At 30.0% G+C, this 14,496-nt stretch carries 12 protein-coding genes and 1 pseudogene; 7 read left to right on the plus strand and 6 right to left on the minus strand.

Features of this window, described 5'->3' with window-relative positions; all coding sequences use genetic code 11:
- Positions 1-6: 6 nt before the first annotated feature.
- From rpsP to lon, 5 genes and pseudogenes are all read left to right on the plus strand, one after another.
- Positions 7-243: pseudogene (gene rpsP, locus QZ306_RS08810) on the plus strand (30S ribosomal protein S16); the annotation flags it as partial.
- A gap of 154 nt (positions 244-397) precedes the next feature.
- Entirely contained in the window at positions 398-640 is a 243-nt protein-coding gene (locus tag QZ306_RS08815) for a KH domain-containing protein (RefSeq protein WP_008726607.1), read from the plus strand.
- Positions 637-1,140, plus strand: coding sequence for a ribosome maturation factor RimM (gene rimM / locus QZ306_RS08820; protein WP_295163192.1), 504 nt, complete (start codon positions 637-639; stop codon positions 1,138-1,140). The genes QZ306_RS08815 and rimM overlap by 4 nt, the downstream gene beginning before the upstream one ends.
- Before the next feature lie 57 nt (positions 1,141-1,197).
- The gene (locus QZ306_RS08825) at positions 1,198-2,019 is read left to right on the plus strand and encodes a hypothetical protein (protein ID WP_295163194.1); all 822 of its coding nucleotides are present in this window, start codon (positions 1,198-1,200) and stop codon (positions 2,017-2,019) included.
- A gap of 382 nt (positions 2,020-2,401) precedes the next feature.
- Positions 2,402-4,894 (plus strand): endopeptidase La, encoded by a 2,493-nt coding sequence (gene lon, locus QZ306_RS08830; RefSeq protein ID WP_295163196.1) that lies wholly within the window; start codon positions 2,402-2,404, stop codon positions 4,892-4,894.
- 91 nt (positions 4,895-4,985) lie between these two features.
- Here the strand turns inward: lon and QZ306_RS08835 are convergent, their stop codons facing one another.
- A complete protein-coding gene (locus QZ306_RS08835) occupies positions 4,986-6,338 on the minus strand; it encodes an aspartate kinase (protein ID WP_295163198.1) in 1,353 nt (450 codons plus the stop codon).
- 227 nt (positions 6,339-6,565) lie between these two features.
- Between QZ306_RS08835 and QZ306_RS08840 the strand changes: the two genes are divergently transcribed.
- Positions 6,566-7,306: a serine/threonine protein phosphatase gene (locus tag QZ306_RS08840; protein ID WP_295163201.1), complete on the plus strand. Its 741-nt coding sequence runs from the start codon at positions 6,566-6,568 to the stop codon at positions 7,304-7,306.
- A 76-nt stretch (positions 7,307-7,382) separates the two neighbouring features.
- Complete coding sequence (locus tag QZ306_RS08845) at positions 7,383-8,024, plus strand: hypothetical protein (protein WP_295163204.1); 642 nt, start codon at positions 7,383-7,385, stop codon at positions 8,022-8,024.
- A gap of 120 nt (positions 8,025-8,144) precedes the next feature.
- On the opposite strand, the gene QZ306_RS08850 is transcribed toward QZ306_RS08845, so the two are convergent.
- From QZ306_RS08850 to QZ306_RS08870, 5 genes are all read right to left on the minus strand, one after another.
- Positions 8,145-9,137, minus strand: coding sequence for a PIN domain-containing protein (locus tag QZ306_RS08850; RefSeq protein ID WP_295163205.1), 993 nt, complete (start codon positions 9,135-9,137; stop codon positions 8,145-8,147).
- Between the two features lie 70 nt (positions 9,138-9,207).
- A complete protein-coding gene (locus QZ306_RS08855) occupies positions 9,208-9,795 on the minus strand; it encodes a CarD family transcriptional regulator (RefSeq protein ID WP_295163207.1) in 588 nt (195 codons plus the stop codon).
- A 191-nt stretch (positions 9,796-9,986) separates the two neighbouring features.
- Positions 9,987-10,667 (minus strand): methionine ABC transporter permease, encoded by a 681-nt coding sequence (locus tag QZ306_RS08860; protein ID WP_363322631.1) that lies wholly within the window; start codon positions 10,665-10,667, stop codon positions 9,987-9,989.
- Positions 10,648-11,700: an ATP-binding cassette domain-containing protein gene (locus QZ306_RS08865; protein ID WP_295163212.1), complete on the minus strand. Its 1,053-nt coding sequence runs from the start codon at positions 11,698-11,700 to the stop codon at positions 10,648-10,650. The genes QZ306_RS08860 and QZ306_RS08865 overlap by 20 nt, the downstream gene beginning before the upstream one ends.
- Positions 11,701-11,810: 110 nt before the next feature.
- Complete coding sequence (locus QZ306_RS08870; protein ID WP_295163215.1) at positions 11,811-14,087, minus strand: cation-translocating P-type ATPase; 2,277 nt, start codon at positions 14,085-14,087, stop codon at positions 11,811-11,813.
- Positions 14,088-14,496 lie beyond the last annotated feature (409 nt).

Genomic DNA, 14,496 nt, shown 5'->3' on the forward strand with positions numbered 1-14,496 from the left:
AGAAAGGTGGTAAAATTAAGATTAAAGCGTATAGGCCGCAAACATGAGCCTCATTATCGTATTGTGGCTGCAGATTCCCGTTTTCCGCGCGACGGCCGTTTTATTGAAGAGTTGGGCTGGTTTAACCCTAAAGCTAAAGATGTCTTATATAAACTAGATGTGGAGGGGTTAAAAAAATGGCTTTCTAACGGAGCGCAGCCTACTTATGCGGTTAAAAGTATTCTTATAAAAGAAGGTTTAATGGAAAAAGATAAAGGTGTTCCTCTTGAACGCAAAAAGAAAAGAGCATTGAAGAATCCTGAAAAAAGACGCAAACATCGTAAACAAGCTAAGACTGAATCTGCTGAGGAGAAAAGCGAAGCTTGATTTACTTTTATAATATATAAAGGAGTGTGCTATGACGGAAGAAAAAGAGCTTATTGAGTATTTGGCTAAAAAGTTAGTAGATGAACCTGAAGGTGTTAGTGTGAAAGTTATTGAGGGCGAAAAAAGTACTATTTTGGAATTGAAAGTGAACCAAAGCGACATAGGTAAAATTATAGGTAAAAGAGGACGCATTGCCCATGCACTGCGTACTATTCTTTTTGCAGCTTCCATGAAAAGCGGTAAACGCGTGATGCTAGAGATTATTGACAATTGATTATTTTTTACGGCAAAATCACGGGTATACATGGTTTGAAGGGAGAGGTTGAAACAGCTTTTTATGATAGAAGTTATTTTGCCTCTCTTCCTATTTTAAATAAAAATACTCCTGTCATCATTAATAATAAAACATTTACTATTGAAAATGTGAAGAAAAAAAATAAGGCTTTTGTCTTCCGATTGAAAAATATTGATAATATAGAAGAAGCCCAAAAACTAATAGGGTTTGATATGTTTGTAAACTCTTCATATCTTCCCTTGCTTGATAATGATACTTTTTATGAGGCTGAATTAATAGGTTATGAAGTTATTGACAGCGATAATAATTTATACGGTAAAATAGTTAATGTATATAATCTGCCTTCCAACTATGTATTTGAAATAAAATTAAAAGATAATAATATAGTTTCAGTTCCTTTTGTTCATGCATATTTTGCAGAAGCTGATAAAGAAAATAGAAATATTAAAATTATTCAAAAGCCTTTATTTGATGATTAAAGCATTATATAATAATTAAATAATCCTTAAAGTTTTATAAGATTTAAAAATATAATTATGAGTATTAGTATTTGCGCAGAAAATCTTAAGATAGATAATTACAGCATCAGGCAAAAAGATATAAATATCCGTCCTGTCTCGGTATTTTCAAATAATGATATATATTTAATTAATTTGGTCTGGTATATAATAAACTGCCGTTTCTTTGAGTTCTACAGAATAAATGATTATGAGCTTTTATCATTAAGCAAAATTGTAAGCGGCATAATAGAACATTCCAGATACAGCGAAATTATAAATAATGATGCAATATTAGAATGCATAGAGTTTGCAAATGATATTATAGAAAATAATAAAAAAAATATAACAGATAAAATATTTGCAGAAAATAAATTTATAAGCATAAACAGACTTTATTTAAAATCAAATTCTTTTAATGAAATTTATATCAGTTCAGATTTTGAGGCGTATAATATTATAAATATTATTTTCACATACAATAAAAAAAGTTTTTCAGCTAAAGCTTTTTTCAGCAGGAAAATAGATGTTTTTATTGCCGTATTAGAAAATATTTTAAAGATACTGATAAATAATAATATACTTAATACTTTATATATAGCCGATTATAATTACAGAGACTTAGAAAATATATCAATTAAAGATAAAAATATATCATCTACAGATTTTATATTTAAGATTAAAGAAATAAGTAAAAAATACGATTTACCGAATATAAAAAACAGATTAGATTTAATAAATATATTTCTTAAATACTGCAATCATAATATAATAATAGAAAATATTAATGCTGATGAACTCGGCAGCATAATTGAAAATGAAGCTAAAAAAAGAAATTTTTTATTAATATGCAGAAATTAATAATATGCTTCTTATATAATAAAATACAGATTACATAAATATGCATAACAGCCGAATAGAAAAGTATTGCATAGCGGTAAAAAACAGCTATTATAAAAACAATTCAGTTTTATTTATAGATGTATAATTTTTATTCTATAATTTTATGTATAAATTAAATACAGAATATTATTTTTAAGTGTATTTTTATAAAACATAATCTTTTTATTTAATTTAATTTTTTTATATTTTTATTTAGTTTTTCTGTAAAAATACAGAGAGCCTTTTTAATATTTTTATATTCCGTATATTATTTGGCATTCTTTTTGCATGATATTATTAATATTGACTTATAAATGTATTTTTTATACAATATTTAAATTCATATATTTGGAGTATTTAAATGGAAAAAAACTCAGAGAAAGAAGATAAATTAAATAAATATACCGATAATAAAAAAAATGATAATACGGTCAGTATAGTGGAAGATAAATTACCGTCAAGATTAATAATTATACCTGTAATGGGAAAGCCTTTATTTCCCGGTCTTTATGCCCCGTTTCCAATACCCGCATATCATGCCGAATCTGTTAATAAGGCTATAGCGGAAAATGACGGTTTTTTAGGTCTTAATTTATATATTTCGGATACGCCTTCCGATAAAAATCCTCCCTCTGTTGATGAGATTTATAAAGTGGGAGTGGCAGTTAAAGTATTTAAAAAGTTAAATTTACCTGACGGAGGACTCAATCTTCTTATAAACTCCATACGAAGATATAAAATCATAAAATTTACAACAACGGATCCTGTAATAAGGGCAGAACCTCTTTATATACCCGATATAAATCCTTTTCATAATGAGAAAGAGGCTAAAGAAATCAAAGCCTATACAAGAGCATTGCTTTCAGAGGTGAAATCCATAAGCAAAAATAATCCTCTTTTTACTGAAGAGATGCGCCTTACTATGGTTAATGTTGATGATCCTGGAAAATTGGCGGATTTTGTAACATCTATGCTTAACATGGAAAGATCAAGCCAGCAGGAAATACTTGAAACTTTTGATATAAGAGAGAGATTGGAAAAGGTTCATTTGCTTCTTCAAAAAGAAAGGGAAATATCGGAGATACAGCAAAAGATACAGGGAAGTATTAATGCAAAAGTTCAGAAGCAGCAAAGAGAATATTTTTTAAAAGAGCAGCTGAAAGAAATAAAAAAAGAGCTGGGATATGATTCGGATCCTAAGCAGAGAGATATAGAAAAATATAATAAAATACTTGAAGAATTGAATGTTTCAGAAGAAGTTAAAGAAAGAATGGAGAAGGAAATAGAAAAGATTTCAGCATCAGATACTCATTCTCCCGAATATACTGTTTCAAAAAATTATTTGGATACATTATTTGCTTTGCCTTGGAATAAAGAAAATAAGGAAAGAGAAGATATACTAAAAAGCAGGAAAATATTAGACAGAGATCATTACGGACTTGAAGATATAAAAGAGAGAATATATGAATTTTTAGCCGTGAGAAAATTAAATCCGAACAAAAAATCTTCTATACTATGTTTTGTAGGACCTCCGGGGGTTGGAAAAACTTCTATAGGCAGAAGTATTGCCGAAGCTCTGGACAGACCTTTCTTCAGATTTTCTTTAGGAGGCATGAGAGATGAAGCTGAAATAAAAGGTCATAGAAGAACATATATAGGAGCTATGCCCGGTAAAATTATAGAGGCATTGAAGATAGTAAAGGTAAAAAATCCTGTGCTTATGCTTGATGAAATAGATAAATTAGGATCTAGTTTTCAAGGAGATCCTTCCAGCGCTTTGCTTGAAGTTTTGGATCCTGAGCAGAACTCTTCTTTCAGAGATCATTATTTGGATTTGCCTTTCGATTTATCTAATGTGCTTTTTATAACCACTGCAAATACTCTTGATACTATACCAAGACCTTTGCTTGATAGAATGGAAATAATAAGATTATCAGGCTATATTATGGAAGAGAAATTAAAAATAGCTTCTAAATATATTATACCAAGACAAATAAAAGCGCATGGTCTTGATATAAAAAATATAAGCTTTACAAATAAGGCTATAACATCTATAGCGGACGGATATGCCAGAGAGGCGGGAGTCCGTAATTTTGAAAGAAAAATTGAAAGAATATGCCGAAAAATTGCAGCTGATATTGTGGAGAATGATAAAAAAACTTATAAAATAGTTATAGATGAAAAAAATCTGGAAAAGTATTTGAAAAAACCTATATTTACAGAAGACTTTACAGAAAAAAACTTAAAACCCGGCAATTCTATAGGATTGGCTTGGACTTCTATGGGAGGAGCAACTCTTACAATAGAATCAATAAAAGTATATGAAAAAAAAGATTCAGGAAATATAGAGGTAACAGGTCAGCTTGGAGATGTAATGACTGAAAGCGTGCATATAGCTTATAGTTATGTAAAAAGCACTGCAAATAATTACGGGGCTGAAAAAGATTATTTCAATAATGCCGTAATTCATTTACATATTCCAGAAGGAGCCACTCCTAAAGACGGACCTTCTGCGGGCATAACTATGGCAACAGCTTTGCTTTCTCTGGCTTTAAATAAGCCTATAAGAAATGATACCGCTATGACAGGCGAGCTTTCTCTTAACGGAAGAGTTTTGCCTATAGGAGGATTAAAAGAAAAAACTATAGCAGCAAAAAGGCTTGGATTTATTAAGCATATTATAATACCTTATGAAAATATCAGAGATTTAGAAGAGATACCAGAAAATGTTAAAAAGGGGCTTACTTTTCACCCTGTAAAAGATGTTGAAGAAGTATTTGATTTTGTATTTAAGCTCAATAAGATTAATAAATACAATAAAAAAGAAAAAACCAAATCAAAAAATAAAATATAATAAGATTTTTTACATGCATACGGGCTGATAAATTAAAAATTATTTATCAGCCTTTTTTATATTTGAATTATCAGTTTTTTAATTGCAGCTGCTATTCTTCAAAAAAAGATTTGTATATGCTTTTTATCGCTCTATGCAGATCATTGTCTTTAACTCCTATCATAATACTTACCTCGCTTATTCCCTGATTGAGCATTTCAATATTAATATTGTATTTCTCCATAGCATGCATAGCTTTTGCAGACACTCCCACACATTGCTGCATTCCCTCACCCACCAGCATAATTAAAGCAAGTCCATGTTCAAAATATATATTATCAACATTAAGTTCATTGCGCACCCTCTCATATATACGCTTTTCTTTCTCTTTGGTAATTGCAGATTTTCTTACTATTACGGATATATTATCTATTCCAGAAGGTGCATGCTGATAAGGTATATCCTCATCTTCTATTATAGCCAACAATTTTCTTCCGAATCCTACCTCTCTGTTCATTAAATATTTACTTACATAAAGACATGAAAAATCATATTCTCCGGATACTCCCACAATGGGATTAATGCTTTTATTTCTGCCTGCAACAATTCTAGTACCTTTTGCAGAAGGATTATTTGTGTTAAGTATATGTACGGGAATATTGGCTTCATAAACAGGCTGAAGCGCTTCTGCATGAAGAACATTAAATCCTCCGTAGCTTAATTCTCTCATTTCTCTGTATGTAAACTCGTCTATAAGTTTAGGATTATCCACTATATTCGGAGCGGCTGCAAATACGCCGTCAACATCTGTAAAGTTTTCATAAACTTCCGCATTCACGGCTTTTGCTAAAATAGCGCCTGTAATATCGCTTCCGCCTCTCGGAAAAGTTACAACATCTCCTTTCTCAGTATATCCGAAAAACCCCGGAAATACTATTATAGAATCCTCATTTTTTAATTTAGCTAAATTATCATAAGATTTTTCAAGTACGGCGGCATTTCCGAATTCCTCAGAAAGTAAAAGTCCCGCATCTTTAGGACTTATATATTTTGCTTTTATTCCTATGGAATTAAAATATGCGGCTATTACTTTTGCACTTAAATCTTCTCCCAATGCTTTAACTCCGTCTATAAATTTTGTGGAAACAGATTTATCTTCGGCTATTCTTTTTAATATATCGTTTTGCAGCTCTTCCAAAAGTTCATAAGAGAGAGAAAGATCATCTATAATATTTTTAAATCTTTCTATAATAATTTTTAATTCTAATTTACCGTCTTTTCCTGAAATAATTGTTTCGGCAAGAGTGATAAGCAAATCCGTTACTTTAGTGTCTTCTTTAAGTCTTTTGCCTGGCGCAGATACAACAATTATTCTTCTGTCATTATCTGATAAAATAATATCTGCCACCTTTTTTATCTGGCTTGCATTTGCAACAGAAGAACCTCCGAATTTTGCCACTTTCATTTTAATTAAATCCTCCGTAACTTATAAAAAAATTAAGTTGCATAATAACATAATGCAGTTTTTATTTCAATTAATATATTCATTTTTTATAAACTTTAATATTTAAATAAAATAAAAAAACAGATATTTGAAATTATATAAATATTTAATAATATTTTTAAATTATACTTGCTAAAATTCCATAATACTTTATTATTTATAAATATTAATTTACAAGGTTAGAAAATATGAATATTTTTGCTTTTACAAAAAAAGGTACGCATAAAAAAGTAAATACGGATACAATTCTATTTAACGGACAATATATATCGGGAAATCCTCTCTTAATTAATGAACAAAATAATTATTCTCATTTTATAAACAATATGGAAGGATCTGCTGTTTCGCTTATAGCGGACGGATTAGGAAATACTTTTGCTTCAAAATTAGCCGCAGATATTTATAATGAAAATTTTTTAGATCTGCTTGAACTTGTGGGAGAGCAGGAAGTATTAAATTGGATAATGCATAACTTTATAAAACTCGAAGTTACAGCAGCAAGAGATTCTGAAGATGATAAAGAAAAAAAGGTGGCTGGAGCTTCTATTGCAGGCGTTTTATATCATAATTTTACAGGAGTCTTTGTATTTAATGCAGGAGACAGCAAAGTTTTTGCAGTTAATAAAAACAGAATTATTCAGATAAGCAGAGATCATACAGCAGGAAATGCTTTGGAAAACTTAGCATGTGCAGGAGGAGGGCATTATATCACAATTGAAGGAGCAAGGAGAAATGCCAATTACAATTATTTTATAGCCTCAAATTCTATGGCTGAGCTTTTATATGAAAAATACGGAAGCTTAGAATCTGCAATCAAAGATATAATGAACTCTTCAAATACTGAGGAGGCTTTAAATAAAATGAATAAAATTACAGAAGACTCCTCAGATAATGTAAGCGCTTTAGGATTATTCAATATTTTTAATTAATCCATTAGTCAATACTTGAAAAAATAAAAAAATATTTATATAATATAATGCGAAAATTAAATAATGAGGTGGTTTTATGAAAAAAATTATATTGATTTCTGTATTGCTCATAACATCTGTAAGTACAAATCTTATGGCTAAAAACGGATTCGGAGTTGATTTGAATGTACCTTTGGGTGCAGGCATAGGGTTTTATTTTGAAGATGGAAAACAAAGCAAAACAATCAAATCTGACATAGGGTTTGAATTCGGAGTTTATTTAAAGCCTAATTATTATTTTGATCTCAGCGTTTTATCCTTAGGAATATCTTTAGATTTAGGATATCAAAGAGATGTATTCGCTTACAAAGCCGATTTAATTAAAGGCAATATTACTTTTGATAGTTTATCTATAGGAATAATGCCTAAAATAGATATATTATTTATGTCTATAGGAGTCGGAACGGGAGTTAAATTCCCTCTTGGAGGAACCATACATACTAAAGAAAAAAACGGCGGAGAAACATCGGAAAAATATAGTCTAAAAAAATTTCAGGAGATATTTTATAATTTATATATACCATATATTAAAGTAAGCTTGGATTTTATGCCTTTTCACAGCGTAACTTTAGGTGTTTATGTATCTTATGATTTTCCTGTTATTGAAACTAAAGGGGTTTCGCCTAAAATAAATATAGGCGGGCTTGATATAGGCGGACAGGTAGGGCTGAGATTCTGAAATAAGTAATTAAGTAATAATAAAAAACATGCTTTTTAAGAAAAAAAGCATGTTTTTTATTATAAGAAGTTAATATGTTTTTGATTTATAATAATAAATCCAGAAAAATATTTATTATAATTATTTATTATCATGTCTTCTCTTATTATTAATTTTAGCTCCGATAAGAGATGCAAATATTACTCTTCCCGCTTCCTTAGGTAAAACATTATCTATCTCTATTGCGACATTTTTTCCTATTAAATGTTTAGCATTATCAACAACTATCATAGTGCCGTCTTCCAAATATCCTAAAGCCTGCTTATCCTTTCCCTCTCTGATTAAATCTATATTTATAGTTTCTCCGGGAAGTACAACCACATGAAGCGAATTGGCTAAATCATTAATATTTAATATATCAACTTCATGTATGGATGCAACTTTCATCAAATTAAAATCATTTGTAATTACTTTAGCGTCCATTTTTTTGGCAAGCTCTATTAATTTTAAGTCAACTTCTTTTATATTCGGAAAATCTATATCCGTTATTGAAAGAAGTATATTTTTTGAAGATTTCATTTTATTTAAAATTTCTAAAGCTCTTCTTCCTCTTATTCTTTTCTGAGCATCTCTCGCATCGCTTAAAAACTGAACCTCTTTAATAACAAATTCAGGAAGAATAAGAAGTCCGTCAAAAAATTTTTTCTCGGCAATATCATATATTCTCCCATCAACTATCACAGATGTATCCAATATTTTAGCATTTTTTGTTTTATCCTGTTTTGTAAATTTAAGCATATTTGATATATTAGGTATAAAAGCCGCTGTAATTGAAAAAGTTAAATATCCTTCTATAAAAATAATAATTAATTTTTCATCTGCAGATAAATGTATTCCTATAATATTAACTGCACTTATAGTTAATATTACAGTAATTAAGGTTAAAATAAATGATATAAAAAATGCAAGCGTAATTTTAGAAGATTTCTTTCTTATAAAAAAGAATTCAAATAAAAATATAAATACGGAACTTGTTATAAATGCCGTTAATGTTTTATAATTAAAATTTTTTGATATAAAATAATTCAAAATCAGCGCTATGCAATACAGTACAAAATATACAACTCTCCACATAATTTCCTCTTCAGTTTTTTATATTAATCAGATATTATATTATTTTTTAATAAAACAAATCAGACTATTACTATTTTTTAGAAACATCTTTTTTTATTTTTTTTGTATTTTTAGATGTTTCTTTAGTTTCTTTAACTGCTTTTTCTTTTTCCAAAGGCTTGCTTTTGAATTTTTTAGCGGATTTTTCTAAAGCATTTGAAACTATATCTTCTATTTCATCTTTATCTTTTTTTAATGCTATGCTGATTTCATTTACTATAAACATATAAGCTTTTTCATATAAACGCTTTTCGCTTGCTGAAAGCTCTTTAAGCTTATTTCTTGTGAATAAACTTCTTGCAACCTCTATTGTATCTTTTATATCTCCGCTTCTAAGTTTTTCTTCATTTTCCTGATATCTTATTTTCCAATTATTTTCTATATCATTAGGCTTAGTATGCAGTATATTTAAAAGGCTGCCAGCTTCCGCTTTTGATATTATCTTTCTTATACGATATTCTTTAACTCTATTTATAGGCACTTTTAATGTAATATTCTCGCTTTCGCATTCTAAAATATAGCATTCTACTAAATTAGAATTAACTTTGTTATCTGATATTCCTACAACTTTACATATACCATACATAGGATATACAACATAAGTATTCAATTTATACATATAAGCCTTTCTTTATAAATAGTTAATTGTTTATTATAAAAAATATAATAATATAGTCTTGATAATTATATATTAAAAATATAAAAAATCAAGAATTTTATTACAGTAAGATATTTACTTTAAAATATTCAATTATTATAACATATTTTTATGATGATAATAAAATAAAAATGATATTTTTCTAATTTATTTTAATGCGAAGATTTTTTTGCTATAAAATTACCAACCGCCTGTATTATACCTACCAGTATTACAAGCAATATTACAGATACATATATAATATCAAGCTTATTTCTGTAATATCCCGATTGTATGGCATAAGTTCCAAGTCCTCCTGCTCCTACAGCTCCAGCCATAGCCGTAAGTCCTATTAAACTAATTGCGGTTATTGTAGCTGCTCTTGCTATAGGCGCAATACTTTCTTTTAAATATACTCTGAATATAATAGCCATAGGAGAAGAACCCATAGATTCGGCGGCTTCAATCAATCCTAAATCAACTTCCGATAATGCGCTTTCTATTTGTCTTGCAAAAAAAGGCACAGTTCCAAATATTAAAGGTATAATGGCTCCTTTTACCCCTATTGCTGTGCCTACTATAAATCTTGTAAGAGGAACAAGCATAGCAAGAAGTATTATAAAAGGTATTGCCCTGAAAAAATTTATTGCCTTGCTTAAAACTTCGTATACCAATATATTTTCCATAATTGCAAATCTTTTAGTAACTATTAAAAGCACTCCTAAAAAACCGCCTATAAAAAATGATAATATTCCAGAATAAAAAAGCATAATAAAAGTCTGTATTATGCTTTGATAGAGTCTCGGCAAATCAGCCATAACATTAGGCATTAAATTATTCATCATATCTTGCATCCGTTATTACCTCCACATCAATATTTTTTCTGCGAAGAAATTTTACAGCGCTGGTTATTGCACCTTTTTCTTTTTCATGAAATATAACAACTAAACCTCCGAGCAGACTATCGTCTATAAGCTCAACATTTCCGAATATTATATTAACATCAATATTAAAATCTCTTGACACCTGAGACACTAAAGCCTCTCCGACACTGTCTTTTTTATACTTTAATCCTACTATGCATTCGCCCTCTTTCAATCTTGTTATATTATGCTTTTCTTCAACAAGCGTGTATATTTTTGATAAATTAGAAGTTGTATCTATAAAATCCTGAGTAATTTTATTTTTAGGATATGAGAATACTTCAAATATATCTCCCTCTTCTATTAAACTTCCGTTACTCATAACGGCAACTCTATGGCAAAGCTCTTTAACAATATTCATTTCATGCGTTATTACAACTATGGTAATTCCAAAACTCTCATTTAATTTTTTTAACAATTTCAATATGGAAGATGTAGTCTGCGGATCTAATGCGCTTGTGGCTTCATCGCATAAAAGTATCTGAGGATCATTTGCTAAAGCTCTTGCAATTGCCACCCTTTGCTTTTGTCCTCCGCTTAGCTGAGAAGGATAAACATCAGCTTTATCTTTTATATCCACAATCTCAAGCAAAGACATAACTTTTTTTTCTATCTCCTCTTTTGAAAATCCTCTGTATCTTAAAGAATAAGCTACATTTTTAAATACAGTTCTTGAGGAAAATAAATTAAACTGCTGAAATATCATACCGATTTTTTTTCTTTTTTTTCTAAGCTCTTTAGGTTTTAAGGCTGTCAATTCTTCTCCGTCAATATAAACTTTTCCAGATGTAGGTCTTTCAAGAAGATTTATGCATCTTACTAAAGTAGATTTTCCAGCCCCTGAAAACCCTATTATTCCGAATATTTCTCCTTTTTCTATATTTAAAGATACATTATTAACGGCATTAAGGTGTTTATTTTTTTCGGTCTTAAATACCTTGCTGATATTTTCTAAAGTTATCATTTGCTGCCCTGAAATTAATTTATAAAAGCATAATTTTATTTCTGATAAATGAAAATTAATATAATTAATTATATATTTTTAACTATATTTGTCAATTGATAATTAAGCCTTTATTTTTTAATTTTAAAAAAATTGAGTCTGAGAGCATTGGCAACAACCGATACGGAACTTAAGCTCATAGCTAAAGCCGCAAATATAGGATTTAAAAGCAAATCTTTACCCATAACTGCAGTTAAAAATCCTCCTATAGAAGAAGCCGTTAAAGGTTCTTTGAATATATGCAAAACTCCTGCCGCTATAGGTATACCTATAACATTATAGCAGAAAGCCCAAAATAGATTCTGCTTAATATCCTTCATAACAGCCCTGCTTAATTCAACAGCCGCTGCAACATCATTGGTATTTGATTTCACAAGAACTATATCGGCGCTTTCAATAGCCACATCCGTGCCGCTTCCTATTGCAATGCCTACATCAGACTGCGTCAAAGCTGGAGCATCATTTATGCCGTCTCCGACCATAGCTACAATATTTCCTTCATTTTGAAGTTTTTTTACTTCATTTGATTTATCTTCAGGCAGCACTTCCGCAAACACTATATCTATACCTGCATCTTTTGCCACAGAATATGCCGTATTTTTATTGTCTCCAGTTATCATAGCGGTTTTTATGCCAAGCTTATGAAGTCTTTTTACAGCTTCAATACTTTCATGTTTTAATTTATCAGCGCATGCTATAACTCCAAGAAGCTTATTGTCATAAGAAACATACATCGGAGTTTTACCTTCCTTTGAAAGCCTGTCAATATATGAATTATAATTTTCCGTATTGATATTTTCTTTATTCATAAGCTTATCATTTCCCATTAAAATTTTTTTATTATCAATATAGGCTTCTATTCCTAAGCCTGCCTGAGCTTTGAAATTATAAATATCAAGAAGCTTAATATTTTTTTCCTTAGCCTCTCTTACTATTGCCTCACCCAAAGGATGTTCGCTTCCGTTTTCTGCACTTGCCGCCATAAGCAAAAGCTCTTCTTTATCATCAGAAATAATATCCGTAACATAAGGCTTTCCCTCTGTAAGAGTACCCGTCTTATCAAACATCACGGTATTTATTTTTTCCGAAACTTCTAAAGCCTCCGCATTTTTAAAAAGAATACCAAGCTCTGCACCTTTTCCGGTACCTACCATTATTGCTGTAGGTGTGGCAAGCCCCAAAGCGCATGGACATGCTATAACAAGTACGGATACAAACACCGTTAAAGCAAATACAAAATTATGAACGGCTATAAACCATATTACTGCCGAAATTAAGGCTGTGGCAATAACGGCAGGAACAAAATAAGAGGAAACAACATCTGCGATATTGGCTATAGGAGCTTTAGATCCCTGAGCGTCCTCAACTAATTTTATTATCTGAGCCAATGCAGTATCGGCTCCAACCTTTTCAGCTCTGAATTTAAAGCTTCCTGTTTTATTTATAGAGGCGCATACAACATTATCTCCGATAGTTTTTTCAACTGGAATGCTCTCTCCCGTAAGCATTGATTCATCAACGCTGCTGTATCCTTCCGTAATCTTTCCGTCTACAGGTATCCTTTCACCTGGTCTTACAAGAACTATATCATTAACTTTTACTTCTGAAATTTTTACCTCTTTTTCTTCTCCGTCTTTTATTATAACTGCTGTTTTAGGCTGAAGACCCATTAATTTTTTAATTGCCTCTCCCGTTTTTCCTTTGCTTCTTGCCTCTAAATATTTGCCGAACTGAACTAATGTTATTATAACCGCAGCCGATTCATAATAAAGATTATCGCCATGAGGATTAAGCCCCATAAAAATCAATATTGTAGAATAAATGCTGTATATAAATGCCGCAGATGTGCCTATTGCCACAAGCGAATCCATATTCGGCGATCCTCTGAAAAGAGCAGGAAAACCTAATATATAAAATTTATATCCTGATATCATAACAGGTATGCATAAAAGTATGGCTGTAACAGAAAAAACCTGAGGGTTAATATGATGAATCAGAAAATCAGGCATAGGAAATTTAACAATACTAATCATAGGAGCCATAGATATATAAAAAAGCGGTATTGAAAATAAAGCGGATACTATCAATCTTATTTTCTGCTCTTTCATCTCTTTAGCTTTTCTCTCTTCGGAATCTTCCTCCCTGCCTATAACCTTATATCCAGCTTTGACAACAACATTTACTATATCATTATATTTTAACTTTTTTTCATCATAGTTAAATACAGCTTTCTCAGACGCTATATTAACATTGGCATCAGTAATGCCTTCTGTTTTTTTTAAAGCCCTTTCAACTGCTCTTGAACAAGCAGCGCAATGCATACCGCCTATTTTTAAAGTCATTTTCATAATATATAAACCTCTTTTAATATAATCTGCATTATTTTTAATTAAATGTTAAACTAATCTAACAATATAATTATAATTTATTTTTTAATAAAATGCAAGTAGGGTATATGGGTATTTTGTTTTTATTGCTATGTGAGCTCCGCTTTTTTTATTTATTTTTCTATTTTTTATTATTCTATATTGCTGGGATTGTATTTTATTATTTGATTTATTTGTTCTTTTTTATGCAGATAAAAAAGAATCAAAAAAGCTGTTTACTTTTTGTCAAAAAGCAGAACAAAAACAATTACATTATTTAAAGATTATTTTTTATTGATGGTAAAGTTTTTATTGCTGTTATGTTCAATGACCGATTTTTTTATTATTTTTATTATTGCTATGCCGCCATTAATGGCGCCTACTCGGTCGA

This window comes from uncultured Brachyspira sp. (assembly GCF_910588665.1).
Classification (GTDB): Bacteria; Spirochaetota; Brachyspiria; order Brachyspirales; family Brachyspiraceae; genus Brachyspira.

Coding starts and splice junctions, on each gene's coding strand:
- QZ306_RS08815 (WP_008726607.1), top strand. CDS start 398: ATGACGGAAGAAAAAGAGCTTATTGAGTATTTGGCTAAAAAGTTAGTA.
- QZ306_RS08825 (WP_295163194.1), top strand. CDS start 1,198: ATGAGTATTAGTATTTGCGCAGAAAATCTTAAGATAGATAATTACAGC.
- lon (WP_295163196.1), top strand. CDS start 2,402: ATGGAAAAAAACTCAGAGAAAGAAGATAAATTAAATAAATATACCGAT.
- QZ306_RS08835 (WP_295163198.1), bottom strand. CDS start 6,338: ATGAAAGTGGCAAAATTCGGAGGTTCTTCTGTTGCAAATGCAAGCCAG.
- QZ306_RS08840 (WP_295163201.1), top strand. CDS start 6,566: ATGAATATTTTTGCTTTTACAAAAAAAGGTACGCATAAAAAAGTAAAT.
- QZ306_RS08845 (WP_295163204.1), top strand. CDS start 7,383: ATGAAAAAAATTATATTGATTTCTGTATTGCTCATAACATCTGTAAGT.
- QZ306_RS08850 (WP_295163205.1), bottom strand. CDS start 9,137: ATGTGGAGAGTTGTATATTTTGTACTGTATTGCATAGCGCTGATTTTG.
- QZ306_RS08855 (WP_295163207.1), bottom strand. CDS start 9,795: ATGTATAAATTGAATACTTATGTTGTATATCCTATGTATGGTATATGT.
- QZ306_RS08860 (WP_363322631.1), bottom strand. CDS start 10,667: ATGCAAGATATGATGAATAATTTAATGCCTAATGTTATGGCTGATTTG.
- QZ306_RS08865 (WP_295163212.1), bottom strand. CDS start 11,700: ATGATAACTTTAGAAAATATCAGCAAGGTATTTAAGACCGAAAAAAAT.
- QZ306_RS08870 (WP_295163215.1), bottom strand. CDS start 14,087: ATGAAAATGACTTTAAAAATAGGCGGTATGCATTGCGCTGCTTGTTCA.